Here is a 26,184-nt window from a genome sequence, read left to right as displayed (position 1 = left end):
CGGTCAGGTCGGCCGGCGAATGCCGACCTTGGGGAAGTCGATTTCCGTCTTCAGGGCTTCATTGATGAAGTTGGTGAAGACGTTGAGAGCGACATGCGCGACGATTTCGACGATCTCCGCATCCGAGTATCCCGCCCGCTTCACGTCATCGACATCGCGCTCGGTGACATGCCCGCGCTCGCGCGCCAGCTTCTTTGCAAAGCGCAGAGCCGCATCCACCGTGATGTCGTTCGACGCGCCGTTCCTGTTCGCCGTGATCTCGGCATCATCCAGAACCCCAGCCTTGCGGGTCCGGTAGGTTTGCGCCGAAAGGCAATAGTCACAACCATTCACCTCAGCCACCGTTAGCGCGATACGCTCGGCGACCAGGCCATCCAGCGCACCGCCCTGAAGCGTGGCCTGGAAGCCCAGCACGGCCTCAAGCGCCGCCGGGCTGTTGGAAACCACCCGGTGGAAATTCGGTATCGCCCCAAGCCGCTGATCCACCTCGGCGAGCAGTGGCCGCGACCGTTCGGGCGCTTCCTCCACGCTGGGAGTCGGTATCCGCGCCATGGGCTCTGCCTCCTGATCAACTCGGCCGTGACCGGCCTCCGGCAGCAGAATTACCGCCTTCCACATTCCTCCAGTAGACAGTAGGTTTGGAACCCAGGCTTCCGTTATGTGAGAGGATTGATGGATCGGTTCGAGGCAATGCGTACCCTGGTGGCCGCCGTGGATGGCGGCAGTCTTTCGGCCGCGTCGCGGACCCTGAACCTTCCCCTGCCCACTGTCAGCCGGCGGGTCTCGGACCTGGAGACCATGCTCGGATCGCAACTGGTGGTGCGCACAAGCCGAAAGCTGCTTCTAACCGAAGCCGGATCGGCCTATGTCGCCTCGGCCCGGCGCGTCCTGGAAGAACTGGCCGAGGCCGAACGGGCCGCGTCGGGCGAATACCGGGCGCCCCGAGGCGAACTGCTGGTCACCGCCCCGATCATGTTCGGCAAGATGCACGTCGCGCCGATCATTCACGACTTCCTCAGCGCCTATCCGGAGGTGACCGTCAGGCTGGCGCTGACGGACGGCGTCGTCGATCTGATCGAATCACACGTCGACGTCGCCGTGCGGCTGGGCAACCTTCCCGACAGCACGCTGGTGGCCAAACGCGTGGGCGAAGTCCGCTGGATAACCTGCGCCAGCCCGGACTACATCGCCCGCTGTGGCGCCCCCTCGTCTCCGGAAGAGCTGAGCACTCACGCATGCATCGCCTATGAGGGGCTGAAGCTTTGGCGAGACTGGACCTTCGCGGGCCCGCGCGGCGAGCAGACCACGATCATCCGCCCGCGCTACTCGGTGAACACGGCAGACGCCATCATCGCGGGAGCGGCCGCCGGCATCGGCATCGCCTATATCATCTCCTACCAAGCGGCTGACAGCGTTCGCGACGGTGTTCTCGTACCGGTTCTCTCCGAATGGGCGCCGCCACCCTTTCCCGTGCAGATCGTGTATGCGCCGCGTCCGCATCAGCCGCTGAAGCTCAAGGCGTTCCTCGACTTCGTCGCGCCACGCCTGCAGCAGCGTCTACGAACCGTCGGACAGGTGTTCGAAGCGGAACAGGCGCGGGTCGAGGTTCCGGTTTAAGCAACAAACGACGATCCGGGAGCCCGCCCAGCGAAGGGCAGGCGGCCGAGCGCTGGTGTGCGCTCGGCCAGACGGCGCATCAGGCTGCCTTGGTTCGCAGCGGCGGGAACGCCGCGTCGATCTCGGTCTTGAAGGTGTTGTTGAAGATGTTGGTGATGAAGCTGAAGGCGGTCTCGGCGACGATGTCGACGATCTCGGCTTCGCTGAAGCCGGCGGCACGAACCGCCTCGACATCGGCGTCCTCGATGTGACCACGACCCTTGGCGACCTTGTAGGCGAACTGCAGCGCGGCGTCGGCCTTCGGATCGGTCGAGTGACCGTCGCGGTTCAGTTCCATGTCTTCCGCGCTCAGGCCCTGCAGCTTGGCGCCGAGATAGGTGTGCGCCGACAGGCAGTAGTTGCAGCCGTTGACCTCGGCGGTCATGACGTGGATGCGTTCGCGGGTCTTGTGACCGAGGCTCTTGCCGAGCGCCGCATGCATATCGGCGATCGCCTTGAGGGCGTCCGGGGACTGCGAGATCATGGCGAAGAAGTTCGGAACCAAGCCGATTACCTTCACATAGTTCTGAAGGATCGGCTGAGACTTCGCGGGGGCTTCTTCCAGGGTGGGGATTGCAATACGGGCCATTTCGTTTCTCCTCTATTTCCGAGCCGCTGCGGCGTCGGTGAGGAGAATGTGCGACATTGCATTAAACAGAATAATTACCTGAATTCGAGAGCATGACTTCCATCCAGCGCAAGGTTGGACCGCCAAGCCCCACCGACGCCACCGGCCGCCTCACTTCAGCTTCGACAGGACCGAGCGCAGCCGGCTGGCCGCGAAATCCAGGAATACCCGCATTTTCAGCGGCAGGAGCCCGTGGGCGGCATGGACGAGATGAACCGGAACGGGGTCCACATCAAAGTCCTGCAGCACCTGCACCAGCGTGCCGGCGCGGAGCGCGTCGGCGCAGTGATAGCGGAACACGCGGGTCAGGCCGGTGCGGCGCAGCGCTGCCTGGATCGCCGCCTCGGCCCCCGTCACGGACAGCCGAGGGGCGATGTTGACTTCGAACCTCCGCTTCGTTTCCGGCTCCTGAAACGACCAGGTGGTTGTCGAAGGACCGGCAAACACGACGCAGGGAAGCGTTTCGAGGTCCTTTGGATGCTTTGGAAGACCGTGGGCCGCGAGGAGATCGGGCGATGCGCAGACGAGCGTGTCCATGGAACCGACCCGGGTCGCGATCATGCCGCTGTCCGGAAGCGCGCCGAGCCGAACCGCCATATCGACGTGATCGTCATAGAGGTGAAGGTTCTGGTCCGACAGCAGCAGCCGGACATTGATTTCCGGATATGCGGCCAGGAAGTCGGTCACGATCGGAAGGATGTACATCTGCCCGAACAGCATCGGCGCCGTAAGGACAAGCTCTCCGCGGGGCGTTGTATACTCGCCCGATGCGGCACGCTCGACCTCGTCTATATCCTCCATGATACGCCTGATGCCGTTGACATAGCTCTCGCCCGCGGCGGTGAGCGTCAGCTTTCGGGTGGAGCGCTGCAGCAGCTTCGTTCCGAGATAGGTTTCCAGCTCGCTGATTTTTCGGCTCACGGTCGGCAGCGGCATGTTCAGCGCCTTCGCGGCGGCTGTCAGGCTGCCTTTCTCGACCGTGAGCAAGACGATCGTCATCGCCTCCAATCTGTCCATCGCTTCTTCCGCCCACTGAAAACCGATAGCCCTTGAGGCGCAACTTATGCCTTTGGGCGTAACGTCGCAATTAACGGGCGAGCACATTCCTTCCGGCTTTCGGCGGGAGATGCCCACAATCTTGCGTCCCTTCTTTCACTTCGCGGAAGTGAGACTGTCGAAATCATCCCCTTATGCTTCGCATTCCAATGGGGAATTCTGACCGGAACAACGCAATTGCGACCCGGATGAAGCAAAAGATCGTGTCCCACGAAACCCACTATCGCACCTCCGCCAATGAAAATATGAAGCTGGAAAACCACCTGTGCTTCGCCCTCTATGCGGCACTTCATTCCTACAATAAGATATACAAGCTTCATCTGGACCCTTTGGAGCTGACCTATCCGCAGTACCTGGTGATGCTGGTGCTCTGGGAGCGTGACGATCTGACCGTCAAGGAGTTGGGGCGCCGACTGCGGCTCGATTCCGGCACCCTGACCCCGCTGCTCAAAAGGCTCGAAGCGGCCGGACGTCTCCGGCGCACGCGCGATCCGGAAAATGAACGCCAGGTGCGCATCACATTGACTGGCGAAGGACACGCCCTGAAAAGCTCCGCAGCGGCCGTCCAGGCGGAGATCAATCTCGCCACCGGGCTTGGGGAGCAGCGCCTCGAAGATCTGCGGGTCGATCTTAACAATCTCCGGCTCAGCCTCGAGGCGGGACATCGCCGGAAAGCAACCTCAAAGAGCTGATTAATGTGAACCGGCGCCCAAAGCGAGCCCCGAGCTCAACAGCCTGACAAATCCGCAGAAAGCGTATTGAGAGCGGGACCCCGACCAGCGCTGATCAGAGCCCTATTCATTTGTCATTTTCCTGAACTGTTTCAGTACGCTGCCTCGCTTTTCACAAGAAGGCCACTTCGACGCCAGTTCACAGCGAACGCCAGAACCGGCGCCACATGCTGGGTCTCAGTTATAGCAATTGCCGCCGCCAATAGCTCTCTATCGATAGATAGATGTTGACAGAGTCGATGTCCGTGCGCTTATCTGTGCTTCGTAAATCTATCGGTAGATAGATGCGACAGACACCAGCGAGGCCATCATGTCCGACTTAGTCACCCACCACGCCACCGATTTCGTCACCCAGCAGCAATCCCCCAAGCCTTCCGCCACCAAGCCAGGCGCCAAAGCCTGGGTCGCTTCCATGATCGCCCTTGGCGTCGTCGCCGGCGCCGTCATCGCCGGGCCCCAGCTCATGGCATCTCCCACCCTGCCGGCCGGCACCGCCTCGCCCCCCAGCGTCGCCGTCAGCCTGCCCCTGCAGCGCGACGTCGATGGCCGCCTGGAACTCCTGGGACAGTTCTCCGCCGTGCAAAAGGTCGAACTCCGCGCCCAGGTCGGCGGCACCCTCACCCAGATCGGCTTCAAGGACGGCGACATCGTCCACAAAGGCGACCTGCTGTTCCAGATCGACCCCGCCCCCTACCAAATCAGGCTCAGCCAAGCCGAGGCCGCCCTCGCCAGCGCCCACTCCCGCCTGGAACTCGCCAACCGCGAACTCACCCGCGCCGACGCCCTGCAGAAGACCGGCGCCGGATCCGTCCAAAGCACCGACCAGAAGAACGCGGAGCAGCGCGCCGCCCAGGCCGCCGTCGACGCCGCCCAGGCCGCCATCCGCGATGCCCAGTTCGACCTGGATCACACCCGCGTCACCGCCCCCTTCACCGGACGCGTCGGCACCCACCTCATCTCCGTCGGCAACCTGGTCGCCGGCAGCCGCGCCGCAACCAGCCCCACCACCCTGCTCGCCACCATCGTCTCCACCGACACCCTCTACCTGAACTTCGACATGAGCGAAGCCGACTACATGCGCTTCCTGCGGGAGCGCCAGGCCCAGGGCGGCGTCCTCGCCAACAAGGTCGCGGTCGCCCTGGCCGATGAGACCGCCTTCAACCATCAGGGCACGCTCGACTTCGTCGACAACAGCCTGGACCGCTCCAGCGGCACCATCCATCTCCGTGCCACCGTTCCCGACACGGACGGACTGCTCACCCCCGGCGGCTTCGCCCGCGTTCGCGTCCAACTCGCACCGCCCGCCCCCGCCCTGCTCGTCCCAGACGCCTCCGTCCTGCCCGACCAGTCCGACCACGTCGTCCTCACCGTCGGCCCCGACAACGTCGTGACCCCCAAACAGGTCACGCTGGGCGACCTCCGCGACGGCCTCCGCGTCATCCGCTCAGGCCTCAGCCCCAGCGACCGCGTCATCGTCGGCGGCATCCCCACCGTCCGGCCAGGCACCACCGTCGCCCCACAGGCCCAAGCCGTCAAAACCGCAACCAACTAAACCCGGGGCTCTTCCCTCAGGAGGTGAGTCATGGATAAGCGCCTGCTTGTCTTAGCGTTCGGCATGTTCGCGATCGGCACCGACGGGTTTGTCATGGCCGGTGTCCTGCCGCAGATCGCGCATTTCTATGACGTCGGCATCGGTGCTGCTGGCCAAGTGACCACGGCCTATGCCCTGTCGTTCGCGCTGCTGGCGCCAACCGTCGCCGCCATCGCCGGTAATGTGCCGCGCAAGACGCTCATGCTGCTTGGCATGACGGTGTTCGTGGCGGCCAACCTGGCGACGGCGGTGGCGCCCACCTTCGGCGTCGCCATCCTAATGCGCGTAATCACGGGCCTGGGTGCCGCCATGTTCGCGCCCACCGCCAGCGGCGTCGGCGCCATGATCGTGGCGCCTGAGCGCCGCGGCTTCGCCCTGTCCATCATCATCGGCGGCCTGACCACCGCCACCGCCTTGGGGTCGCCGCTGGGATCGGTGATCGGCGGCGTGGGTGACTGGCGCTGGACCATGATCTTCGTCTCCGCCCTGGGTGTCCTGGCCTTCCTTGGCGTCCTGTTCCTGCTATCCAACCTGCCCATGCTATCGGCGGTCAGCCTGGCCAGACGCTTGGCGCCGCTGGCGGACGCCCGCATCCTGCTGACCTTGCTCACCACCATGCTGGCCATGGGGGGTAACTTCACGGTCTACACCTATTTCTCCGTGGTCTTCGATCGTGCCATTGGCGGCAACCCGCTGCTGCTCGGCATCCTGCTTGTAGTTTGGGGAGCGTCCGGCACCATCGGCAACCTGGTGACGGGACGCATCGTCGATCGCCTGGGCGTCCGCAAGGTGCTGCTCACGGTCATGATCCTGGAAGCCGTCGACATGGCGCTGTTCGCCTGGACCGGTGCCGTCCTCTGGACAGCCGTGCTGGCCATCGCGATCTGGGGCCTGTTCGCCTGGAGCATCCAAGCACCCCAGCAAAGCCGCCTCGTCTCCCTGGCGCCCACCGCTGCCCCCATCGTGCTGGGGCTCAACAACTCTGGCACCTACCTAGGCGTCACCACAGCGGGCATCCTCGGTGCTGCCGGCGTCCACACGCTGGGCGCCCACCATCTGGGTGCCATTGGGGTCGCTCTCATCCTCCTGGCACTCGCGACCTGTGAGCTGGCCACCTGGCGCATCACCGCCGCGAACCGGACCAAGGCCGCGTTGGCGACGACCTAAACTTCCTGGAAAGGAGCCGTGCGCTGGCGAGGCTCCTTTTCATCGGTGGCGTTGCCATTCCTGTCAACGAACGCCTCCGACGACCGAAATTTTGAATGTCATCCGCAGGCCGGGATTCACTCCAGTCGCGGCTCTTTCTGAAAATTATCTATCTATCGATAGAAAGATTCTTGACCACCGAAAATACGCCCGCTATGCATGGATGGCTATCGATCAATAGATAGACGATCAACTACCCCTCCTTCCCGGAGAACCTCCTCCGGGGCAAACCTCACGAGAATGGAGCTGAAAATGACAACTTTGATTGGCAAGCGCGCCCTGGTTACCGGCGCCAGCCGCGGCATCGGTGCCGCGATCGCGAAGAAACTGGCCGCCGAGGGCGCGGACGTGGCGATCACGTATGAGAAGTCGGCCGACCACGCCGCCGCCGTGGTCCGCGCCATTGAGGCCTATGGCCGCCGGGGCGTGGCCATCCAGGCGGACAGCGCCGACGTGGCCGCCGTGCAGGCCTCGATCGAGACCACGGTCGCCGAGCTGGGCGGGCTGGACATCCTGGTGAACAACGCCGGCATCATCCGCTTGGCCGACGTCCGGGACATCTCCATCGAGGACATCAATGCCATCCTGGACGTCAACGTGCGCGGCCCCATCGTGGCCAGCAAGGCCGCCATACCCCATCTGAAGAAGGACGGCCGCATCATCACCATCGGCAGCTACTTCGCCGACCATGTACCGTTCTCCATGGTCGGCGTCTACTCCGCCTCCAAGTCGGCTCTGATCGCTTTCAACAAAGGCTTGGCGCGTGAGCTCGCCCTGCTGGACATCACTGCCAACCTGGTCCAGCCCGGTTCCATCGACACCGACATGAACCCGGCCAGCGGCCCTATCTTCGACGCCAACGTGAAGAATATCCCCATGGGCCGCTACGGCGTCGGCGATGACATCGCCAACGCGGTGGCCTTCCTGGCCAGCCCGGCCGCCCGTTACATCACGGGCACGGCGTTGACCGTCGACGGCGGCGCCAACGCCTAAGGCCACCGCAAACCGGGTCGCCCGCCGCCTGGGCGGGCGACCCGCAACGGCTTCATCCCGAACCAAGGAGTTCGCCCGTGAAACGCTTCCAACAAGACGTCTATCTCGCCTCGGGCCTGCGCACCCCCTTCGGCCGTGGCGGCGGCGCCCTGGCCGGCTATGACGCCATCGGCCTGTCGGTCCCCGTGGTCCAAGCCATGGCGAAGCAGATGTCCAATGGGCGGCCGGACCTGGTGCTGTGGGGTACGGTCATTCCCAGCCTGGGCTGGAGCAACATCGCCCGAGAAATCTGGCTGGACGCCAAGCTGGACCCCACCGTCCCTTCCTTTACCGCCATCCTCGCCTGTGCCACCAGCATCACGGCCAGCTTCGCGGCCGCCGGCATGATCGGCGGCGGGACTGACGTCATTTTGGTCGGCGGCGTGGAAACCATGAGCCGGCCCCCGATCGGCCTCACCACCGCGACGGTTGACCGGTTGCGCGCGCTCTTCGCCCAAGACCCGGCCGAAGCCCTGGCAGCGCTGGGCCAACTGACGCCGGCCGACTTCGTGCTACCGGTCAAGGGCTGGGCCAACCGCATCACCGGCCGCACCATGGGCGACCATATGGAGGAGACCGCCAAACAGTGGGGCATCACCCGCGAGGCGCAGGACCAGTGGGCCTATGACAGCCACAGGCGCGCGGCCGCTGGCTGGGACGGCGGCTTTTTCGACGACTTGGTCATCCCCCTGCCGGAAATCGCTCGCGACGCCAACGTACGGGCCGACACCACGTTGGAGAAACTGGCCTCCCTCAAGCCCGCGTTCGACAGGACCAGCGGCAAGGGCACGCTGACCGCCGGCAACTCATCGCCGATCACCGATGGCGCAGCGGGCCTCTGGGTCGTCTCGGCGGAAGGGCGGCGTCGGCTGGGTACCAACGTACCCACGGCCAAGCTGATCGACCATGAGCTGGCGGCGATCGATTTCGCCGACGGCCTGCTGATGGCAACGCCCTACGCCATCGCCCGCCTGCTGAACCGGCACAGCCTGCGCTTCGAGGATATCGCGCTGTGGGAAATTCACGAGGCATTCGCGGCGCAACTGCTCGCCAACGTCGCAGCCTTGGAGAAACCGGGCTGGATCTCCGAAAAGGTCGGCATTGCCCGGGACTTTGGCCGCTTCCCGTTTGAGCGTGTCAATCCGAACGGCGGGTCGATCGCCATTGGCCATCCCTTCGGCGCCACTGGCGCCCGCGACCTCAGCCAGACCGTCAAGGAACTGGCGGCCATGCCCAAGGGGTCGAAAGCGATCGTCAGTGTCTGCGCCGATGGTGGCGAAGGCGCCGTCGCCCTGCTTGAGAACAGCTGAACCCGAACCAATCCGGAGGAAATCGCGATGCCGGACCTGCGCCCCATCTTCGAATGCTGTGACAAGGACCTGTCACCGGCCGCCGCCGACGCAACTGCGGAAGCAACCTGACACGGCGGCCCATCCGGCCGGAATCCAAGCGAGCCAGCTATCAGTCCTCGATGCGGCGCGTGCTCAACCCCCGCAGCTGCGCCAGGACCGCCGAACACTGATGCAGAAACCTGGCGCCGCGAGCGGCGCCGCTGGAGGTATCCATGTACCATAAGATCATCGAACAGTGCGCCTCGGCAGTCGAGCGCATCGAGACCTGGATGGACAAGGCCGAGCTGCACGCCACCGCCAAACGCTTCGATGCCGAGGTGCTCATGGAATGGCGGCTGGCCCCCGACATGGGGCAGTTCGTCTTCCAGATCCAGAGCGCCTGCGACTACTTAAAAGGGATTGCCGTCAGGTTCACTGGCCAGCAGCCACCTACGTACGGAAACACTGGAGACAATATCGCCGACATGCGCGAGCGGATCCGCAAGACCGTCGCCTTCGTTCGCGGCCTCACTGAAAATCAGCTCGCCGATGCCATTCAGCGGAAAGTCACAGTTTCCTGGATACCGGAGGCAATCAGCGGTGAAGATTATCTCATCAGCGTGGTCGTCCCCAACGTCTACTTCCACGTCTCGATGGCCTACGCGATCTTGCGCCAAGGCGGAGTTGATGTGGGCAAGCGGGATTTCTTGGGAGCCATCTATCCCAACCCTCAATGATGAGGCGGCCCGGACCCGGCGTTGGGGCTTGCTTTCTGGCGTCAGAAAGACTATCTATCGTGAGGTAGTCAAGGAGGATTGCGATGAGTGACATAGCTGCTCGAATTATGGACGCTGCTGAACGGCACATCCGCGTTGGGGGTTATGACGCCTTCAGCTTCCGTGACCTGGCCGCCGAAGTCGGTGTGAAGAGTTCCAGCGTCCACTACCACTTCCCGACGAAGGAGAAGCTGGCTGCGGAGGTGATCCGCCGCTATACGGCGCGGGTGGCGGAATTCGTTGATGGGCTGTTCGAGAGCCAGCGTGATCCGATCAAGGTCATGGCCAAGGCGTTCGGCGGGCCGGTCCATTCTTCCGACCGCCTGTGCCCTTGCGTCGTCCTGGGTGCTGCCATCTTCGATCTGCCGGCGGAAGTGTCGGCGGAGGTCCGGGGATATTATCGGATGTGGTTCGACAAGCTGGCGGCGCGCGGCCTGCCTGAGGCCAAGGCGTCGGTGATCATGTCCACTCTCCTGGGCGCCCAGATGCTGGCCGCCGTGTTCGACGACGTCAACCGGTACGACAATGCCGCCCAGGATGTGCTGCGGGAGCACGCAGCGGCGGCATGATCGCCCTAAAACCCCGTGCCTTCCAGGAGCCGCGGGGTTTTCAAACGTGCCCACCGGCGGTTAATTCGCGACAAAACGTGAGCTTGGCGGTCGCCATCATCAAATGGCGGGCAGGCTCTTTTGCTGTCCGCGGCCTCCCCTAGCCTGGGGCAGCGGGAAAGGGCATGGAGATGAGCCGGCTTGATACGCTTTATCACTTGGCCGAGGAACACAACCTCCCATCCATCATGGCGCATGGGCTGCTGAGCACCGAGCGGCTGCTGGACTTGGCAGGCATCACCGGGGCAGCGCACACTGCGGTGTTGCGGAACCATCGCCCCGACGCCATGCAGCTATCCGCCAACATCCTTGTCCGCGACCAGCGCCCGATGCCGCCTGCCGCCCTGGCCAAGGCGCTCGACGACGGTCTTACGACCAGCGACTGGTACGCCCTGCTGAACAGTTTCGTGTTCCTGTGGCCGGATCGGGATCGGCTGGAGCGGCAGCGCATCGCATGCGGCCCCCGCCCCCAGGTCATCCTGGTTTTTGACGGGGCGGCGCTGTTTGATGCGTTCGGTGACCAGGCTTTGCTGTCGCCCATCAACAGCGGCAATGCCCGCAGGAGACCGGCGCGCCGCGGCAAGGACACCTTCGTCCCCTACAGTCGTTGGCTCCGACAAGGCTGGCCAACCGGCCAGCGCACGCGCCCCCCCGCCGAAGTTCTGTTTGGATGCGGCATTCCCGTCCAGCCGCCCTATCTGCTGAATATCATCAGGCCATAAACGCCGGGCCGAAGTGTTGGCGCAACCAGCGCCAGCAGAGGGCCGGCTGCGTTCCCGTCATGCCGCAGGCTGGGCCGGTGTCTCGCCCAATAACTCGCACATGGCGCGGTCGAACACCGTCCCGTCATTCAGACCGTTGGCAACCACCATGGCGCCGGTCAAGGTCGAGAGCAGCTCGATCGCGGCCCTGTCCGACATGCCGGTTGCCGTCAGCGTGCTCATGCACATCGTATAGAAGCGCTTCACCTCCGCCCCTACCTCCGGCGGCAGGTCCGAGGCTTCGGCGCTCAGCACCGTGCAGGGACAAATCCGTTCTCCTGGGTAAACCGCGGCGCGGAATGCGCGAGTCCAGGCCTTCACCGGGTCCGCCTCGGTTGCAAACTCCCGGGTGATGAGCTCCGACACATGGTCGGCGTACCGCCGTATGACGGCCGCCGCGAGCTTGTCCTTGGTCGGAAAGTGATAGTGGACGCTTGAGCTCTTCACACCAACTTCAGCTGCGATCTCGCGATGGCTGAAGCCGCCGAAGCCGCCGATCCGCATGCGCCGCTCCGCAGCGTCCAGGATCGCCGTGGCAATATCGTTCATGGCCTCAACTCCTATTCTATCTGTTGATAGATAGATATATTAGATCGGGGCGTCAAGGATTTTTCAGTCCTATCGATAGATAGACATTGACGGCAGCTGGATTTGACCCACTTGATATGATCTATCGATAGGTAGTCATTCGTGTGAGCCCCGGTCTCGGCTGGCGCCCCCCGACAGCCCACTCCCCCTTAAACTCGTTGCAGTGAAAGAGAGGCCTCAAAATGTCTCAATCAGAGAAAGCTCGACGCTTCCGTGCGCTTCACATCAAGGGAAAGCCCTTGGTGCTCTACAATGCATGGGACGCCGGCAGCGCCCGCGCGATAGCGGCGGCCGGTTCACCCGCGATCGCGACCAGCAGTTGGGCTGTTTCCGAGGCGCAGGGCTACCGGGACGGCGAGGACATCCCGATCGATCTCTTTGAACTGACGGTGGCGCGCATCGCTTCAACCATCGACGTTCCAGTCTCCGCTGATTTCGAAGGTGGTTATAGCGAGAGTCTCGATGAATTGGCTTTCAACGTGACACGCCTTATCGACTTGGGCGTCATCGGCATCAACTTCGAAGATCGGATCGTCAAGGGCCGGGGCCTTTACCCCAAAGAGCGGCAGGCGAGCCGCATCGCGGCCATCCGCGAGGCGGCGCAGCGTAAAGGCGTCGACTTTTTCATCAATGCGCGAACCGATCTGTTCCTTGGCCAGGGACGGGACCCGGCTCAAGCCGTCGACGAGGCAATCGCCCGGGCAGAGGCCTATGCGGCCGCCGGCGCCTCCGGCCTTTTCATCCCCGGCTTGGTCGACGCCGCGCTGATCGGCCGAATCATCGAGGGCGTCACGTTACCGGTCAATGTGATGGTCATGGACGGGGTGCCACCGCGCGATCAACTGGCGGCGCTGGGCGTGTCACGCATCAGCTATGGCGCACTTCCCTATTCCCGGGCGATGCGCCAGCTCGAGGCGGAAACGAAAGCGGCCCTGTCCTAAAAACCTGGAATGGCGCGGGGGGCGGTCCTTCAGGCCGGCCCCCGCGTTTTTTGGCTACTCGCGACGCCCTCAAAAACAACTCTCTATCGATAGATAGATGTTGACAGAGTCGATGTCCGTGCGCTTATCTGTGCTTCGTAAATCTATCGGTAGATAGATGCGACAGACACCAGCGAGGCCATCATGTCCGACCTAGTCACCCACCACGCCACCGACTTCGTCACCCAGCAGCAATCCCCCAAGCCTTCCGCCACCAAGCCAGGCGCCAAAGCCTGGGTCGCTTCCATGATCGCCCTTGGCGTCGTCGCCGGCGCCGTCATCGCCGGGCCCCAGCTCATGGCCTCTCCCACCCTGCCGGCCGGCACCGCCTCGCCCCCCAGCGTCGCCGTCAGCCTGCCCCTGCAGCGCGACGTCGATGGCCGCCTGGAACTCCTGGGACAGTTCTCCGCCGTGCAAAAGGTCGAACTCCGCGCCCAGGTCGGCGGCACCCTCACCCAGATCGGCTTCAAGGACGGCGACATCGTCCATAAAGGCGACCTGCTGTTCCAGATCGACCCCACCCCCTATCAGATCAGGCTCAGCCAGGCCGAGGCCGCCCTCGCCAGCGCCCGCTCCCGCCTGGAACTCGCCAACCGCGAACTCACCCGCGCCGACGCCCTGCAGAAAACCGGCGCCGGATCCGTCCAAAGCACCGACCAGAAGAACGCGGAGCAGCGCGCCGCCCAGGCCGCCGTCGACGCCGCCCAGGCCGCCATCCGCGATGCCCAGTTCGACCTGGATCACACCCGCGTCACCGCCCCCTTCACCGGACGCGTCGGCACCCACCTCGTCTCCGTCGGCAACCTGGTCGCCGGCAGCCGCGCCGCAACCAGCCCCACCACCCTGCTCGCCACCATCGTCTCCACCGACACCCTCTACCTGAACTTCGACATGAGCGAAGCCGACTACATGCGCTTCCTGCGGGAGCGCCAGGCCCAGGGCGGCGTCCTCGCCAACAAGGTCGCGGTCGCCCTGGCCGATGAGACCGCCTTCAACCATCAGGGCACGCTCGACTTCGTCGACAACAGCCTGGACCGCTCCAGCGGCACCATCCATCTCCGTGCCACCGTTCCCGACACGGACGGACTGCTCACCCCCGGCGGCTTCGCCCGCGTCCGCGTCCAGCTCGCACCGCCCGCCCCCGCCCTGCTCGTCCCGGACGCCTCCGTCCTGCCCGACCAGTCCGACCATGTCGTCCTGACCGTCGGCCCCGACAACGTCGTGACCCCCAAACAGGTCACGCTGGGCGACCTCCGCGACGGCCTCCGCGTCATCCGCTCAGGCCTCAGCCCCAGCGACCGCGTCATCGTCGGCGGCATCCCCACCGTCCGGCCAGGCGCCACCGTCGCCCCACAGGCCCAAGCCATCAAAACCGCAACCAACTAAACCCGGGGCCGCCCCATCATGAAACTCACCCACTTCTTTATTGATCACCCGCGGTTTGCCGCCGTGATCAGTATCTTCATCATGGTGTTCGGCATCGCCGCGGCGGCGTTCCTGCCAGTGGCCCAGTATCCGAACATCGTCCCGCCCACCATTCAGGTCGTCACCGGCTACCCCGGCGCCTCGGCCGAAGTCGTCGCCCGCACCGTCGCCACGCCGCTGGAACAGGCGATCAACGGCGTCGAGGGCATGGACTACATCAGCAGCCAGTCGACCGGTAACGGCCAACTGACCATCACCGTGATCTTCAAGATCGGCACTGACCCTAACACCGACCTGCTGCTGACCCAGAGCCGGGTCCAGGACACGCTGTCCCGCCTGCCGCAGGAGGTCCAGGCCCAGGGCGTCCAGGTCAAGAAGACCATCCAAGCCCTGCTGCTGGGCGTGCATGTGTACTCGCCGGACGGCTCGCGCAGCCCCGAATACATGTCGAACTACATGCTGAAGGTACGCGACCAGATCGCCCGCCTGCCCGGCGTGGCCGACTTCCAGCTGTTCGGCGAGCGGCAGTACGCCATGCGCATCTGGATCGACCCGGACAAGGCCGCCGCCAGCAACATCAGCGCCACTGAGATTCTGGAGGCCCTGCGGGCCCAGAACGCCCAGGTCTCGGCCGGTGTCCTGAACCAACCGCCGGTGGCCACCCACGCCGCCTACCAGATCAATGTGGAGGCTCTGGGCCGGCTGACCACGCCGGAGCAGTTTGGCGACGTCATCGTCAAGTCCGATAACCAGGGCCGCGTCACCCACATCCGCGACATCGGCCGGGTTGAGCTGGGCTCCGTCGACTATGGTTCCATCGCCTATGCCGACCAGCACGCTTCCGCACCCTGGTTCGCCATCGCGACGCCGGGCGCCAACGTGGTCCAGGTCGAGAACGAGATCTGGGACAAGATGGCGGAACTGAAGAAGTCGTTTCCGCCGGGCTTGGACTACATCAAGATCTATGACCCGACGACCTTCGTCAGCCAGTCCATCCACGAGGTGATTGAGACGATCTTCGTCGCCATCGCCCTGGTCGTCGCCGTCGTCTTCGTGTTCCTGCAAACTTGGCGGGCGGCCGTCATCCCCGTGATCGCCATCCCCATCTCCCTGGTGGGCACTTTCATCATCCTCGCCGCCCTGGGCATATCCATCAACAACCTGTCGATGTTCGGCCTGATCCTGGCCGTGGGCATCGTGGTGGACGACGCCATCGTCGTGGTCGAGAACGTCGAACGCAACATGGCGATGGGCATGGGTGCCCGGGAGGCCGCGCACAAGACGATGAACGAGGTCTCCACCGCCCTCATCGCCATCGCGCTGACCCTGTGCGCCGTGTTCGTCCCCTCCGCCTTCATCAGCGGCATCTCCGGGCTGTTCTTCACCCAGTTCGCCGTGACCATCTCCGCCTCCACGCTGATCTCGGTCATCGTCTCGTTGACGCTGAGCCCGGCCTTGTGCGCGGTCCTGCTGAAGTCGCATCAAAGCCACAGCCAGCCGCGCGGCCTCAACCGGCTGGTGGCCGCCGCCTTCGGCCGCTTCAACATCGGGTTCGAGTGGCTGTCGACCAGCTATGGCCGGATGACCGCCCGCTTCGTCCGTGCGACGGCCATCATCGGCGTGGTCTATGTCGGCCTGATCGGCCTGACCGGCTTCCAGATGTCGCGGCTGCCCACGGGCTTCATCCCGGACCAGGACATCGGCTACCAAGCCGTTATCGTCTTCCTGCCACCGGGGTCGAGCCTGGAACGCACCGACGCCGTCGTCCGCGAGGTCAACGACATCATCCTGAAGACCGTGCCGGGCCCCACCCACACCTCTCCGGTGGCCGGCCTGGACGTGACCACCTCCACCATCGCGCCCAACGTCGGCACGATCTTCTATGGCCTGCCCTCCCTGTATGGGAAACACATCAAGGGCGTCACCGCCGCCACCATGCTGCCCAAGGTCCGCGCCGCGCTGGCCGGCATCAAGGACGCCGTCGTCATCGTGGTCAACCCGCCCCCCGTCCAGGGCCTGGGCTCCGCCGGCGGCTTCAAGCTGATGGTCGAGGACCGGGGCGATCATACCGCCCAGGAACTGGCCGCCGCCACAAACACGCTGGTCGCCGCCGCCAACAAGGACCCGAATTTCGGTGGCGTCTTCACGCTGTATAACGCCGGCGCCCCGTCGCTCTACGCCGATATCGACCGCGAAAAGGCCCAGAAGATCGGCCTGACCCCGAGCGACGTGTTCTCCACCCTGCAGCTGTATCTGGGCTCGCAATATGTGAACGACTTCAACTACCTCGGCCGCACCTACGAGGTCCTGGCCCAGGCGGATGAGCAGTTCCGCAAGTCGGCGGAGGACATCGCCAAGCTGAAGGCCCGCAACGCCAGCGGTGAGATGGTGCCCATCGGCTCGGTCGCCACCTTCAAGGACCGGACGGCCCCCTATCGCCAGCCCCGCTACAACCTCTACCCGGCCGCCGACGTCCTCGGCGCAGCGGCCCCCGGCGTCGCCTCCGGCACGGCCATGGCACGGATGGAGGCTCTCGCCACCGAAGTGCTGCCCCCCGGCTTCTCCATCGAATGGACGGAACTGAGCCACCAGCAGGAACAACAGGGCATCCCCACCATCGCCATCTTCGCCGCGTCCGCCTTCTTCGTCTTCCTGGTGCTGGCCGCGCAGTACGAAAGCTGGAAGCTGCCGCTGGCCATTGTCCTGATCGTACCGATGTGCCTGCTGGCCTCGGCCACCGGCCTGGACTTCCGGGGCATGCCCATCGACATCCTGGCTCAGATCGGCTTCGTGGTGCTGGTGGGCTTGGCGGCGAAGAACGCGATCCTGATCGTGGAGTTCGCCCGGCAACGGCAGGACCATGATGGCGACCAGCCGGAAGAGGCGGCGACGACGGCAGCCCGGGTGAGGCTGCGGCCCATCCTGATGACCTCCTTCGCCTTCATCCTGGGCGTCTTCCCCCTGGCCGTCGCCACTGGGGCAGGGTCGGAGATGCGCCAGTCCCTGGGGACGGCCGTGTTCTCCGGCATGCTGGGTGTCACCATCTTCGGCCTGCTGTTCACGCCCGCTTTCTACACCATCATCCGCAAGCTCGGTTCCCGCAAGGCCGGCTCCCGGAAGCTTGCCTCAGGGAGCGTGTCATGACCCGCAATCTCAAAATCATGGGGCTGAGCGGCATGTTGCTGCTCAGCACCGCCCTGGCCGCCTGCACCGTCGGCCCCGACTACACCGCCCCGAAGGCGGAGATGGTTCCGTTCCACAACACCATCGGCGCCCCAGCCCCCCTGGCGAGGCCGACCCCGCCGCTCGATCGCTGGTGGACCGGCTTCGACGATCCGATGCTGGCCGAGGTCGTCCAGCGGGCGCTGAACCAGAATCTCACCCTGGACGCGGCCATCGCCCGGGTGACACAGGCCCGGGCAGCGGCGGCCAGCGCGGATGCACAGCTGCTACCGACCGCCGACATCAATGCCACCGCGACCTATGAGCATCAAAGCCTGCGCAGTGCCGTGGGCTCGGTATCCAGCGGTTCGCCGGGCTTCCGCCGGGACGGTCATGAACTCGCGGTGGGACCCTCGGCCAGCTGGGAGCTCGATCTTTTCGGCGGGCTGCGCCGGGAAGCCACCGCCGCCGGCGAGGAAGTGCAAGCGGCCGATGCGGAGCAGGCGGGAACCCGGGTGACGGTCGCCGCCGACACAGCCGATGCCTACCTCCAGGTCCGGGCATACCAGGCCCGGCTGGCGGTCGCGGCCAACCAGATCGCGACGGATGAACATCTGCTCGATCTGGTGCGCAATCGCCAGGCGTCTGGCGCCGCCACCGACCGGGAGATCGCCCAGGCGGAAGCCCTGTTGAAGCAGGCGCGCGCAACCGTGCCGCAGCTGCGCTTCGGCTTGGAGCAGCAGCTGAATCGTCTCGACGTGCTCATGGGGGCCCAGCCCGGCACCTATGCCCACGATCTCGCGGTTGCGCGGGCCATCCCGGCAATCCCGGCCCTTCCCGGCGACCAGCGGCCCGTCGAGGTCTTGCGCCGGCGTCCGGACGTCATCGCGGCCGAGCGACACCTGGCCTCCTCCAACGAGCGCATTGGCGCCGCGATCTCGGACTACTACCCGAAAATCTCCCTATCCGGGGCGCTGGGTGTGGATAGCGTCAGCACCAACCATCTGTTCACCAGCTCCGCCTTCCAAGCGTTGGGCGGTGGTGCCCTACGCTGGCGCCTGTTCGACTTCGGTAAGGTCGATGCGGAAGTGGCTCTGGCCAAGGGCGCCAATGCCGAAGCCTTGGCGGTTTATCGTCAAGCGGTGCTACGCGCCGCCCAGGATGTCGAAGACTTGCTGGCGGCGCTGGCAACGACCCAGGATCACGTGACCGAGTTGCAGGGCGAGGTGGCTGCGCTGATCCGGGCCCGGGACCTGGCCCAGCAGGCCTATCAGGCCGGCTCCATCACCCTGACGGACGTCCTGGACGCGGACCGGCAGTTGCTGACCGCCCAGGATGAGCTGGACGTCAACCGGGCCGGTGTGGCGCGGGCCGCGGTGGGCGTGTTCCGTGCGCTGGGCGGCGGTTGGGATCCGCAGGGCCGGGTGGAGGATCACGACCACTCGCCATCCATGGCGCCGTGATGCAGACAGACCTGTTCGCCTCGACCAGCCCGGCGTCCTCGTACCCGATCGTGCCCGGTCTCGGATTCAAGAGCGACTTCATCTCTGCCGAGATGGAAGCCGAATTGATCGCCGAGATCGGCAAGATCAACCTGCCCCACTTCTCCTTCCAAGGCTGGACTGCCAGGCGCCGTACCCGGTCCTTCGGCTGGCTGTACGACTTCAACAACTCCAACTTCGGTCCGACGGAGCCCATCCCCGGATTCCTGCTGTCGCTTCGGTTGCTCATGGCGGGGTTCGCAGGGGTCGCGGCGGACAATCTGGTCCAGGTGTCCTTGATTCACTATGCCCCCGGCGCGGGGATTGGCTGGCACAAGGACCGCCCCGAACTGGATGCGGTCATCGGCGTGTCGTTGGGGTCGGCCGCCACCATGCGGTTTCGCCGCCGGGTGGGCAGCCGCTTCGACCGCGCCACGATCCTGCTGCCGCCCCGGTCGGTCTACCACCTGGATGGTGAGGTGCGGCACGCATGGGAACACAGCATCGCGCCGGGAACCGCGGACCGATGGTCGATAACCTTTCGAGGGCTTTCGGAAAGCGGCCGCCGTCGGAGCGCGGCCCACGTTGACACGCTGCCCTGAAGCAAGAGGATCATGATGTCCAGCTTGATTGCCGAGAAGTTCACGACGTTCGAAACAGCGCTGGGCCGCTGTGCCATTGCTTGGAATGCCACCGGAATCGCCAGCCTCCAGCTTCCTGCGGAAAGCGATGGCGACATTCGGCGATGGCATCACCGCCGCGTGCCCGGCGCGGTACGGGACGAGCCGCCATCGGAGGTGTCGATGGTGATGGACGCCGCCGTTCGCTATTTCCGCGGCGAACCCGTCGATTTCAGCGGCGTGGTGGTCGACCTCCGCGGGCAATCGGACTTCTTCGCCCGCATCTACACGATGCTGCGCACCGTGGCGTATGGTCGGACCACGACCTATGGCGCCCTGGCGGCAACCTTGGGTGCCGGTCCCGAAGCCGCACGGGAGGTGGGCGTGGCCATGGCCACGAATCCCGTACCACTGGTCATTCCCTGCCATCGCGTACTGGCCGCTGGTGGCAAGATCGGCGGCTTCACGGCGCCGGGTGGCGCCATGACCAAGCTAAAGATGCTGCATCTGGAGAACGCACAGATGCCTACTCCCAAAGCACCCAGCGCACCTTCCTCAACCCAAGGCACGTTTGAATTCTAGAATCTGCTGCAGTCTGTAAACGTATGGCCCGCCTGCAAGTGGCTTGACGATCCAGCCTTGATCAGTCTGCTTCGATGTGTCCGACTTCGGGGCGATGCCCGATCATGTCCCCGGGCGTGGTGTAAGAGGCGCGCGGCTCGAACGCCCGATCGGCGCGGTACCCGTTTGATTCTATTGATATCGGTGGGGTCACTGGGTCGCGCCGGTTTACAGTCGGGTGGCTCAAAGCCCTCTGGCCCGCCCTGATCAGCGCGCCCCAGCCCAGAGACAAAACGGCCCTGATCAGCTCTAATTGAGCCGGTCAGGGCCATTCTTCATAGACGACTTGATCCGACTTCGCTCCGGATCCCACTTTCGGCCCCCCTTCACACGCGCGAGAGGTTCTGTGCTGGTGACTTATCCCGGGCCCTCAGATCAGCATTAAGGGCGGCTCAATGCCTGCGAGCATGCGGCCGTACAGTTCATAATTACTGGGAGCCGACACCAGTGGATGCATTGTGCCGACCTTGACGTCCTGCCACAAACGGTTGGAGATGTTGCTGAGCCACGAGAAAGATCCGCCGCTCGCCGACGCGAGAAGGTCAACGCCCTCCCACATCAAACGTTCCGCAAAGGCGGTGTCCCGGCAAATCCTGGCGCGAAGGGGCATGGGCATATAGTCGGCCCCCTGTGACCACCGATCCATCTCGCGCACGCCATCCTCGATCAGCAGTCGCGCCGCTTCGATTTTTGCTGTCGCCTCGCCGATCTGGAGATGCGTCACAGGCGCTTCTGCCGCCTTGGTGTAGGGGGTCAGCTTGATGTCCCGTCGGGGCAAAGTTTCCATAAATGTTTCGATCATATGGAGGCTTGCACCGAGTATTGGATAGGTAAGAATGCTGGCCATAAGCGGCATAAAGGCGACGCGCGGAAGGGATCCTGCGTAGGCACGTGGCTGAGTCCCCTCCGCGATGGGCGCCAGGGGTACGATACGGTCATTTGGAATAAATAGGTTTTCCACGCCGACGTTCGTGCTGCCACTGCCGCGAATGCCGCTCGTATTCCAGTCGTTGAGAAGTTTGACGTCACTCATCGGCACAAGCGCGATACCGGGGCCGGCCGGTTCACCCGCCTCGTCAAACATCGGCACCCCAAGCAGATCCCAGGTCGCCTCATAAACACCGGAGTTGAAGAACCAAGTCCCCTTGTCGATGAAGATCCCGCCTTTGACGGGCCGTATATTCACCACCCTTCCGGTAAATATGCCGGCCAGCGCCGCATTGGGCTCCGAAAACACCTCATCAACCAAGTGCTTCGGGAAAAAACTGGAGAATGCCCAATTGCACGACGCCACCAATGTCACAGCCCAGGCCACGCCGGCGTCGCCACGGCCGATTTCCGTAATTGTATCCATCCAAGTCTTCATGTCTGCTTGAAGGCCGCCGTATTCTTTCGGGATGGTCAGCCTGTATGCTCCCGCTTCACGGAGCCGCTCCACAATGTGGGTGGGAGGCCGCGCGAGCCGGTCCGATTCCGACTGAGCCGCCCTGAGTTCCGGCAAAAGCGCCTTGACCGCCGAAACAACGTCATGCGGCAGGGTTTCGGTGGAAAGCTGTGCGATTGTCGCCATTACATCGTCCCCATAATAGACTATATGTCTTCTTTGAAGTTAGGCCAACTCGCGGTCCGAGGTCAAGGCATTTAAGCGGTCGTTTCGACTTGAGTTATAATGTTTTGGGCGATAATTACAGAATTCACCACTAATCGCGTCCGCGCAGGTAAAATACGGAGAATTAAAAATGCGCTGTTCGTGCATTCCAATGATCGAATATTGACCCTATGACAGCCGCAGCAATGCCTGCGCGTTCCTGAATGCGATGGCTTCTTTTTCACCTTGCGGAATTGGCAAATTTTCGAGCCAGGCCCGCGCGCCGGTCATGGTCAGGTATGGGTAATCTATTGAAAACACGATGCGCTCAATCCCAAGCACCTCGCGAACGAACAGGAAATGCGGCGTGTTGAGCATGCCGCTTGGCCCCACCCAAACCTGTTCCCGGTAAGTATCACCAATCGTCCGCGAGAGGCCGGTCACAGCCGGCGGCATCGTATCGTCCATGCGCTGCAGATAGAACGGCACCATCTCACCCCAATGGCCACTGATGATCTTGAGGCGGCGGTGGCGGTCAAGTGCCCCGGAAAGGATCAGCCGTATGACCTGTATTCCGGCTTCATGGTGCCAACCCCAGCCAAACAGGGACAGCCGCGCCGTCAAATCGGGGTTGAAACCGCCGTAGTAGGGCTGCTGGACCGCATGGAGGGGCGGGCCCGGGTGGATATAAAGAGGTGCGTCCAGTTCCGCGAGTTTAGCCAGCACCGGCTCGAAACGTGGGTCGTCGATGAAGGCCTCGCCGCCCGGCCGCCCGATCAGCATCGTCGCCGGCAGCTTCAGGTCACGCACACAGCGCTCCGCCTCGCGCACCGCGGCATCGGTATCCTGCCAAGGCAAGGTAAAGAAGGCGGAAAAGCGATCCGGATATTGAGCGACGGCCTGTGCCAACCGGTCGTTGGCCCCCCGGACGAGGTCGACAGCATCGCCTCCCGCGGCGAGCTGCGGCTCGTTACTGAGCGAGACCACCTGATAATCGATGGCGGCCTTGTCCATCTCCGGAATGCGGTTGGACAATGGTTCCGCCGCCGTCTTCATTGTCTTCGGAAGGAACGTCAGCCGGGGACGGTCTGCCGGCTCGCGATCAGGATCGTCTTGGTAACGACGGCCGATATCCATTACATAGGGGACCTCCGCGATGAAGGCGTCCTTCACCGCAGAAGCGATCACCGGATCATGAACATGTTCTTCCAGGCAGATAATACGCATTCTTGACACTCCGGATGTAAAGCTCACCTCATCGGCAGCCGCGCCGTCCCGCGTCGCACCCACGGCGCGTGACACCAGACCCAGCCCCAGAACCGCGGCGCCCGACAAAACGGCCTCCCTGCGTGTTTTCATCGCACCTTTCACCTTCTGTTCGATAATCGACATGGGCGCATCATGGTCGCGCCGCGCCTTGGCGCGCTCGATCAGTATCGGAAGGTCGCGCGCGCGCCATAGGTCGCCGGCTGCGCCGCCAAGCGGGTGACCGCGTCGATCTGATGGGATACGCTGAGCCAGTAATACCGGTCAGTCACGTTGTGGCCGAACGCCTCGATCCGCCAACGCCCGTCGTCACGCTCGATACCGGCACGCAGGTCGAGCAGGGTATGGCCGGGCAACACGAACTCCGCATTTTGTCCGAACGCAGAGTAGCTGCGCGACTGGTAAGCCAGCGCCGCGCCCGCATAGGGCTGCCAGCGGCCACTGAGATTGAAACGATACTCGGCATCAATATTGCCCTGCCATCGTGGCGTCCCAGGCAACTGCTGCCCCTTGACGTTGATCGGTACCGCGAAAGGATCAAGCGTGGCGAAATCTTGCGCGACGCGTGCGTCAACATAGGTCGCGGACGCCGAGATGCGCAGCGCCGACAGAGCCTGCCAAGTGAGGCTGAGCTCACCACCATCAACCTCCGACTTGGGGATGTTGATGAGGGCTGGCAGGTTGCCGAAGGGTTGGATCAGCAGATAGCCCTGTATTTGCTTGTTTGTGTAATCATAATGGAAAGCGGCCCCGTTAAGCTGCAGGCGTCCAGCCGCGAGGGTCAGCTTGGCGCCGACCTCATATGCTTGAACCGACTCCTGCGTAACGGGGTTGATCTGCTTGTCGATCGCATAAGGCAGTGTCGAGAAGCCGCCGGCCTTGAAGCCTTTGGTGGCGTTGACATACAACAATGTGTGCTCGTCCGGTTTCCAATTCAGGCTCGTCCGCCACAATACATTGTCCTGGTCGAGCGACTGACTGATCAGCCCCGCTGGTTTGCCGGTCGTGGAACTGAGCGTGACACAGGCGCCCGGCGGCAGCACGGTGGGGGAGCCGCTGAGTAGAGTGGAGAGCCGGCTGAAAGACATCGCGAAGGTGCCGTCACCGTTATCCCGGGCGCATCCGCTGAAGTCCCGGTCCTGCTTGGTATAGCGGACCGAACCCTGCAGCGTGACGCCGCCGCCGAGGTCGGCATCGACACCCGCGAAGCCGGCATAGGTATCGACTTTCTGATGATTGAGATACACCCCGCCCGAATTGGCCACGCCGGCGATGAGGGAGTTCGTGCCAGCCAGTCTTGCGTCCGCATCCTCGCGCAGCCTCTGATGCTGGTAATAGCCGCCAGCCAGCCACTTCAGCGGACCGGTGGTCAACGACGCCCGCAGTTCCTGACTTGTGACATCGATGGCGTCACGTTGCGTGTTGGTCAGGTCAAGGTAATTGGTGCCGTCGGGGTCAACCGGCGTCTCGCCGCGAAACCAGATGTAGGACGTGAGCGACGTCAAGGCCAATTGCTCCGTGACGTCCCAATCCCCTCTCAGGGAGGTTTGAAAAAACCGGTCATCACGGCGCAGACTGAAGCCCGAATCCCAATCGGCAGCGCGCGCATTGTCCGGCGCCGCCTGATAGGCACTGAGCGCGGCGATGGCCGGCGCATAGCCATTCGGCACCCCCGGGGCAAATCGGCGGAACTGGGCCACCTGCGTATCCGATTGGTCCTTCCATCCGTTGACGTTCAGCTCGAACTGGAAGTCGGCATCGGGTTTCCAGTCGAGCAGAACGCGCCCCTCGTTGAAACCGCGCTGGCCCGCCCCGTCCTGACGCGTTGTGCTGTATTGCCAATCACCCCGCTGCTCGGTGCGACCCGCCAAGCGCACGGACAGGGTGTTGCTGAGCGGCCCGGAGATATAGCCGCCCGCTTCGCCTTGGTTGAAGCGTCCATAGACGACATCGGCGCCCGCAGAAAAGCTATTGGTCGGCTTCGCGGCGATGTAGTTGATGGCACCTCCCGTCGCATTCTCACCAAACAGCGTGCCCTGCGGCCCCTTGAGCACCTCGACCCGCTCCACGTCGAGGGAAGCGCCGCGCGCCAGGATCGACAGCGGCAGAGGAACCTGGTCGACGTAGACGCTCACCGCGGGCTGCGCTAACCCGGAGGTATCGAAGAAGCTGATCCCGCGCAGGCCGTAAACGGGCGTGCCATATGGACTGAGTTGATAGGTAAAGCCTGGCACGATCTTGACGAGTTGCGAGGTATCCGTAACCCCCCCTTTGGCGAGGTCCTCGCCTGTCGCGACGTTGATCGACAACGGCACATCGTTGATCCGCTCCGACCGCTTTTGCGCGGTGACGATGATCTCTTCTATGACGGGCATGGCTGCATCCTGCGCATAGACTTTAGCGCCAGCGAAACAGGTCGCCAGCATGGGAACACTGACTAGAAGTCGAGACATCTTTTCCATTGCTCATCCCCTCCCTGCGGGTTCCGACGTGATGCGTACGGTCCCCCTGGCCGGCTGAACGGGCCGACCTTTTCTTGCTGCTTGGCGATTTTGAAGTGGACGATAAGTCCATCTTGAGTTGTCGGACCTTATAGTTGGTCCGACTTTCCTACGTTATTGGCGCAGTCAAATTTATTGCCCCGGTGCAACCGGGAACTCCGCCCGCGCAGGTCCGCGCGGCCTAGTGTAGGCCGACGACCGGGCGCGCCGCGTCGCGTCCCATGCCGGCAATTGCCATTCACGTTAGCGGGGACCCACGACTGCCCCCGAAGTCCCGGCCGCCCGGGTGCCGACCGCATGCTCGCCGACGATCTTCTGCGCGACGGAGGTTTCTCCGACCTCGGAACTCCAAGCCGTAACGCACCAGCAGTTTTGAATGAAGGCCATGTCCCTCTCCCAATCCGCCGGAACGCGAATACTCGGCCCGGCTATTTTGAGGCGCCATGCACCAAAATAGACATAGTGTATATTATAAAACGTTTTGCCACCCCGGTCTAGCGGATTTTTTTTCGCGACCGATCGTGTTTGCCGAAAGCGAAGAAAAACTGAGTCAATCTGATCCGGTTTTTTCCAGAT

The 26,184-nt window shown here is 63.7% G+C and carries 22 protein-coding genes; 15 read left to right on the top strand and 7 right to left on the bottom strand.

What is annotated here, in order from left to right:
• Window positions 1–3: 3 nt before the first annotated feature.
• Complete coding sequence (locus UAA55_RS05445) at window positions 4–552, bottom strand: carboxymuconolactone decarboxylase family protein (RefSeq protein ID WP_322951636.1); 549 nt, start codon at window positions 550–552, stop codon at window positions 4–6.
• A gap of 120 nt (window positions 553–672) precedes the next feature.
• Here UAA55_RS05445 and UAA55_RS05440 point away from each other — a divergent pair, with 120 nt between their 5' ends.
• On the top strand, window positions 673–1,617 hold the full coding sequence (locus tag UAA55_RS05440; protein WP_322951635.1) for a LysR family transcriptional regulator: 945 nt from the start codon (window positions 673–675) through the stop codon (window positions 1,615–1,617).
• Window positions 1,618–1,696: 79 nt separating this feature from the next.
• On the opposite strand, the gene UAA55_RS05435 is transcribed toward UAA55_RS05440, so the two are convergent.
• Window positions 1,697–2,245 (bottom strand): carboxymuconolactone decarboxylase family protein, encoded by a 549-nt coding sequence (locus UAA55_RS05435; protein ID WP_322951633.1) that lies wholly within the window; start codon window positions 2,243–2,245, stop codon window positions 1,697–1,699.
• 150 nt (window positions 2,246–2,395) lie between these two features.
• Window positions 2,396–3,301: a LysR family transcriptional regulator gene (locus UAA55_RS05430; protein ID WP_322951632.1), complete on the bottom strand. Its 906-nt coding sequence runs from the start codon at window positions 3,299–3,301 to the stop codon at window positions 2,396–2,398.
• A 227-nt stretch (window positions 3,302–3,528) separates the two neighbouring features.
• On the opposite strand from UAA55_RS05430, the gene UAA55_RS05425 reads away from it, so the two are divergent.
• The 8 genes from UAA55_RS05425 to UAA55_RS05390 all read left to right on the top strand — a co-directional run bounded on the left by UAA55_RS05425 (window position 3,529) and on the right by UAA55_RS05390 (window position 11,337).
• On the top strand, window positions 3,529–4,032 hold the full coding sequence (locus UAA55_RS05425) for a MarR family winged helix-turn-helix transcriptional regulator (RefSeq protein WP_322951631.1): 504 nt from the start codon (window positions 3,529–3,531) through the stop codon (window positions 4,030–4,032).
• Window positions 4,033–4,381: 349 nt separating this feature from the next.
• The gene (locus UAA55_RS05420; protein WP_322951630.1) at window positions 4,382–5,623 is read left to right on the top strand and encodes an efflux RND transporter periplasmic adaptor subunit; all 1,242 of its coding nucleotides are present in this window, start codon (window positions 4,382–4,384) and stop codon (window positions 5,621–5,623) included.
• A gap of 30 nt (window positions 5,624–5,653) precedes the next feature.
• Window positions 5,654–6,829 carry an MFS transporter gene (locus tag UAA55_RS05415; protein ID WP_322951629.1) on the top strand — a complete coding sequence of 392 codons (1,176 nt, stop codon included), beginning with the start codon at window positions 5,654–5,656 and terminating at the stop codon, window positions 6,827–6,829.
• A gap of 291 nt (window positions 6,830–7,120) precedes the next feature.
• Window positions 7,121–7,861: a 3-oxoacyl-ACP reductase family protein gene (locus UAA55_RS05410; protein WP_322951628.1), complete on the top strand. Its 741-nt coding sequence runs from the start codon at window positions 7,121–7,123 to the stop codon at window positions 7,859–7,861.
• Window positions 7,862–7,938: 77 nt separating this feature from the next.
• Window positions 7,939–9,210 carry a thiolase family protein gene (locus tag UAA55_RS05405; RefSeq protein ID WP_322951627.1) on the top strand — a complete coding sequence of 424 codons (1,272 nt, stop codon included), beginning with the start codon at window positions 7,939–7,941 and terminating at the stop codon, window positions 9,208–9,210.
• A 254-nt stretch (window positions 9,211–9,464) separates the two neighbouring features.
• Entirely contained in the window at window positions 9,465–9,968 is a 504-nt protein-coding gene (locus tag UAA55_RS05400; protein ID WP_322951626.1) for a DUF1993 domain-containing protein, read from the top strand.
• Window positions 9,969–10,051: 83 nt separating this feature from the next.
• Window positions 10,052–10,576, top strand: a complete 525-nt coding sequence (locus UAA55_RS05395) for a TetR/AcrR family transcriptional regulator (protein WP_322951625.1) — start codon at window positions 10,052–10,054, stop codon at window positions 10,574–10,576.
• A 170-nt stretch (window positions 10,577–10,746) separates the two neighbouring features.
• On the top strand, window positions 10,747–11,337 hold the full coding sequence (locus tag UAA55_RS05390) for a DUF7002 family protein (RefSeq protein WP_322951624.1): 591 nt from the start codon (window positions 10,747–10,749) through the stop codon (window positions 11,335–11,337).
• A gap of 57 nt (window positions 11,338–11,394) precedes the next feature.
• Here the strand turns inward: UAA55_RS05390 and UAA55_RS05385 are convergent, their stop codons facing one another.
• A complete protein-coding gene (locus tag UAA55_RS05385) occupies window positions 11,395–11,925 on the bottom strand; it encodes a TetR/AcrR family transcriptional regulator (protein WP_322951623.1) in 531 nt (176 codons plus the stop codon).
• Window positions 11,926–12,146: 221 nt separating this feature from the next.
• On the opposite strand from UAA55_RS05385, the gene UAA55_RS05380 reads away from it, so the two are divergent.
• The 6 genes from UAA55_RS05380 to UAA55_RS05355 all read left to right on the top strand — a co-directional run bounded on the left by UAA55_RS05380 (window position 12,147) and on the right by UAA55_RS05355 (window position 20,214).
• The gene (locus tag UAA55_RS05380) at window positions 12,147–12,905 is read left to right on the top strand and encodes an isocitrate lyase/PEP mutase family protein (protein WP_322951622.1); all 759 of its coding nucleotides are present in this window, start codon (window positions 12,147–12,149) and stop codon (window positions 12,903–12,905) included.
• A 183-nt stretch (window positions 12,906–13,088) separates the two neighbouring features.
• Window positions 13,089–14,330: an efflux RND transporter periplasmic adaptor subunit gene (locus UAA55_RS05375; RefSeq protein WP_322951621.1), complete on the top strand. Its 1,242-nt coding sequence runs from the start codon at window positions 13,089–13,091 to the stop codon at window positions 14,328–14,330.
• Window positions 14,331–14,348: 18 nt separating this feature from the next.
• Window positions 14,349–17,513, top strand: coding sequence for an efflux RND transporter permease subunit (locus UAA55_RS05370; RefSeq protein WP_322951620.1), 3,165 nt, complete (start codon window positions 14,349–14,351; stop codon window positions 17,511–17,513).
• Window positions 17,510–18,994: an efflux transporter outer membrane subunit gene (locus UAA55_RS05365; protein WP_322951619.1), complete on the top strand. Its 1,485-nt coding sequence runs from the start codon at window positions 17,510–17,512 to the stop codon at window positions 18,992–18,994. Before UAA55_RS05370 ends, UAA55_RS05365 begins: the two co-directional genes overlap by 4 nt.
• Window positions 18,994–19,614 (top strand): alpha-ketoglutarate-dependent dioxygenase AlkB, encoded by a 621-nt coding sequence (locus UAA55_RS05360; protein ID WP_322951618.1) that lies wholly within the window; start codon window positions 18,994–18,996, stop codon window positions 19,612–19,614. Before UAA55_RS05365 ends, UAA55_RS05360 begins: the two co-directional genes overlap by 1 nt.
• A gap of 12 nt (window positions 19,615–19,626) precedes the next feature.
• Complete coding sequence (locus UAA55_RS05355) at window positions 19,627–20,214, top strand: methylated-DNA--[protein]-cysteine S-methyltransferase (protein WP_322951617.1); 588 nt, start codon at window positions 19,627–19,629, stop codon at window positions 20,212–20,214.
• Window positions 20,215–20,623: 409 nt separating this feature from the next.
• Here the strand turns inward: UAA55_RS05355 and UAA55_RS05350 are convergent, their stop codons facing one another.
• From UAA55_RS05350 to UAA55_RS05340, 3 genes are all read right to left on the bottom strand, one after another.
• Entirely contained in the window at window positions 20,624–21,823 is a 1,200-nt protein-coding gene (locus UAA55_RS05350) for an acyl-CoA dehydrogenase family protein (protein WP_322951616.1), read from the bottom strand.
• Window positions 21,824–22,030: 207 nt separating this feature from the next.
• Window positions 22,031–23,233: an amidohydrolase family protein gene (locus tag UAA55_RS05345; protein ID WP_322951615.1), complete on the bottom strand. Its 1,203-nt coding sequence runs from the start codon at window positions 23,231–23,233 to the stop codon at window positions 22,031–22,033.
• 38 nt (window positions 23,234–23,271) lie between these two features.
• Window positions 23,272–25,569, bottom strand: coding sequence for a TonB-dependent receptor (locus UAA55_RS05340; protein WP_322951614.1), 2,298 nt, complete (start codon window positions 25,567–25,569; stop codon window positions 23,272–23,274).
• Between the last annotated feature and the right edge of the window lie 615 nt (window positions 25,570–26,184).

It is taken from the genome of Nitrospirillum guanabarense, assembly GCF_034653355.1.
In the GTDB taxonomy this organism is placed as follows: domain Bacteria; phylum Pseudomonadota; class Alphaproteobacteria; order Azospirillales; family Azospirillaceae; genus Nitrospirillum.
This window is presented reverse-complemented; position numbering and strand designations above follow the sequence as displayed.

Excerpts from the sequence above, each read along its gene's own strand:
- UAA55_RS05350 (WP_322951616.1), bottom strand. The coding sequence starts at position 21,823 with ATGGCGACAATCGCACAGCTTTCCACCGAAACCCTGCCGCATGACGTT.
- UAA55_RS05360 (WP_322951618.1), top strand. The coding sequence starts at position 18,994 with ATGCAGACAGACCTGTTCGCCTCGACCAGCCCGGCGTCCTCGTACCCG.
- UAA55_RS05415 (WP_322951629.1), top strand. The coding sequence starts at position 5,654 with ATGGATAAGCGCCTGCTTGTCTTAGCGTTCGGCATGTTCGCGATCGGC.
- UAA55_RS05355 (WP_322951617.1), top strand. The coding sequence starts at position 19,627 with ATGATGTCCAGCTTGATTGCCGAGAAGTTCACGACGTTCGAAACAGCG.
- UAA55_RS05410 (WP_322951628.1), top strand. The coding sequence starts at position 7,121 with ATGACAACTTTGATTGGCAAGCGCGCCCTGGTTACCGGCGCCAGCCGC.
- UAA55_RS05365 (WP_322951619.1), top strand. The coding sequence starts at position 17,510 with ATGACCCGCAATCTCAAAATCATGGGGCTGAGCGGCATGTTGCTGCTC.
- UAA55_RS05425 (WP_322951631.1), top strand. The coding sequence starts at position 3,529 with ATGAAGCAAAAGATCGTGTCCCACGAAACCCACTATCGCACCTCCGCC.
- UAA55_RS05445 (WP_322951636.1), bottom strand. The coding sequence starts at position 552 with ATGGCGCGGATACCGACTCCCAGCGTGGAGGAAGCGCCCGAACGGTCG.
- UAA55_RS05420 (WP_322951630.1), top strand. The coding sequence starts at position 4,382 with ATGTCCGACTTAGTCACCCACCACGCCACCGATTTCGTCACCCAGCAG.
- UAA55_RS05440 (WP_322951635.1), top strand. The coding sequence starts at position 673 with ATGGATCGGTTCGAGGCAATGCGTACCCTGGTGGCCGCCGTGGATGGC.
- UAA55_RS05370 (WP_322951620.1), top strand. The coding sequence starts at position 14,349 with ATGAAACTCACCCACTTCTTTATTGATCACCCGCGGTTTGCCGCCGTG.
- UAA55_RS05390 (WP_322951624.1), top strand. The coding sequence starts at position 10,747 with ATGAGCCGGCTTGATACGCTTTATCACTTGGCCGAGGAACACAACCTC.
- UAA55_RS05400 (WP_322951626.1), top strand. The coding sequence starts at position 9,465 with ATGTACCATAAGATCATCGAACAGTGCGCCTCGGCAGTCGAGCGCATC.
- UAA55_RS05385 (WP_322951623.1), bottom strand. The coding sequence starts at position 11,925 with ATGAACGATATTGCCACGGCGATCCTGGACGCTGCGGAGCGGCGCATG.
- UAA55_RS05430 (WP_322951632.1), bottom strand. The coding sequence starts at position 3,301 with ATGGACAGATTGGAGGCGATGACGATCGTCTTGCTCACGGTCGAGAAA.
- UAA55_RS05375 (WP_322951621.1), top strand. The coding sequence starts at position 13,089 with ATGTCCGACCTAGTCACCCACCACGCCACCGACTTCGTCACCCAGCAG.
- UAA55_RS05345 (WP_322951615.1), bottom strand. The coding sequence starts at position 23,233 with ATGTCGATTATCGAACAGAAGGTGAAAGGTGCGATGAAAACACGCAGG.
- UAA55_RS05435 (WP_322951633.1), bottom strand. The coding sequence starts at position 2,245 with ATGGCCCGTATTGCAATCCCCACCCTGGAAGAAGCCCCCGCGAAGTCT.
- UAA55_RS05395 (WP_322951625.1), top strand. The coding sequence starts at position 10,052 with ATGAGTGACATAGCTGCTCGAATTATGGACGCTGCTGAACGGCACATC.
- UAA55_RS05340 (WP_322951614.1), bottom strand. The coding sequence starts at position 25,569 with ATGGAAAAGATGTCTCGACTTCTAGTCAGTGTTCCCATGCTGGCGACC.
- UAA55_RS05380 (WP_322951622.1), top strand. The coding sequence starts at position 12,147 with ATGTCTCAATCAGAGAAAGCTCGACGCTTCCGTGCGCTTCACATCAAG.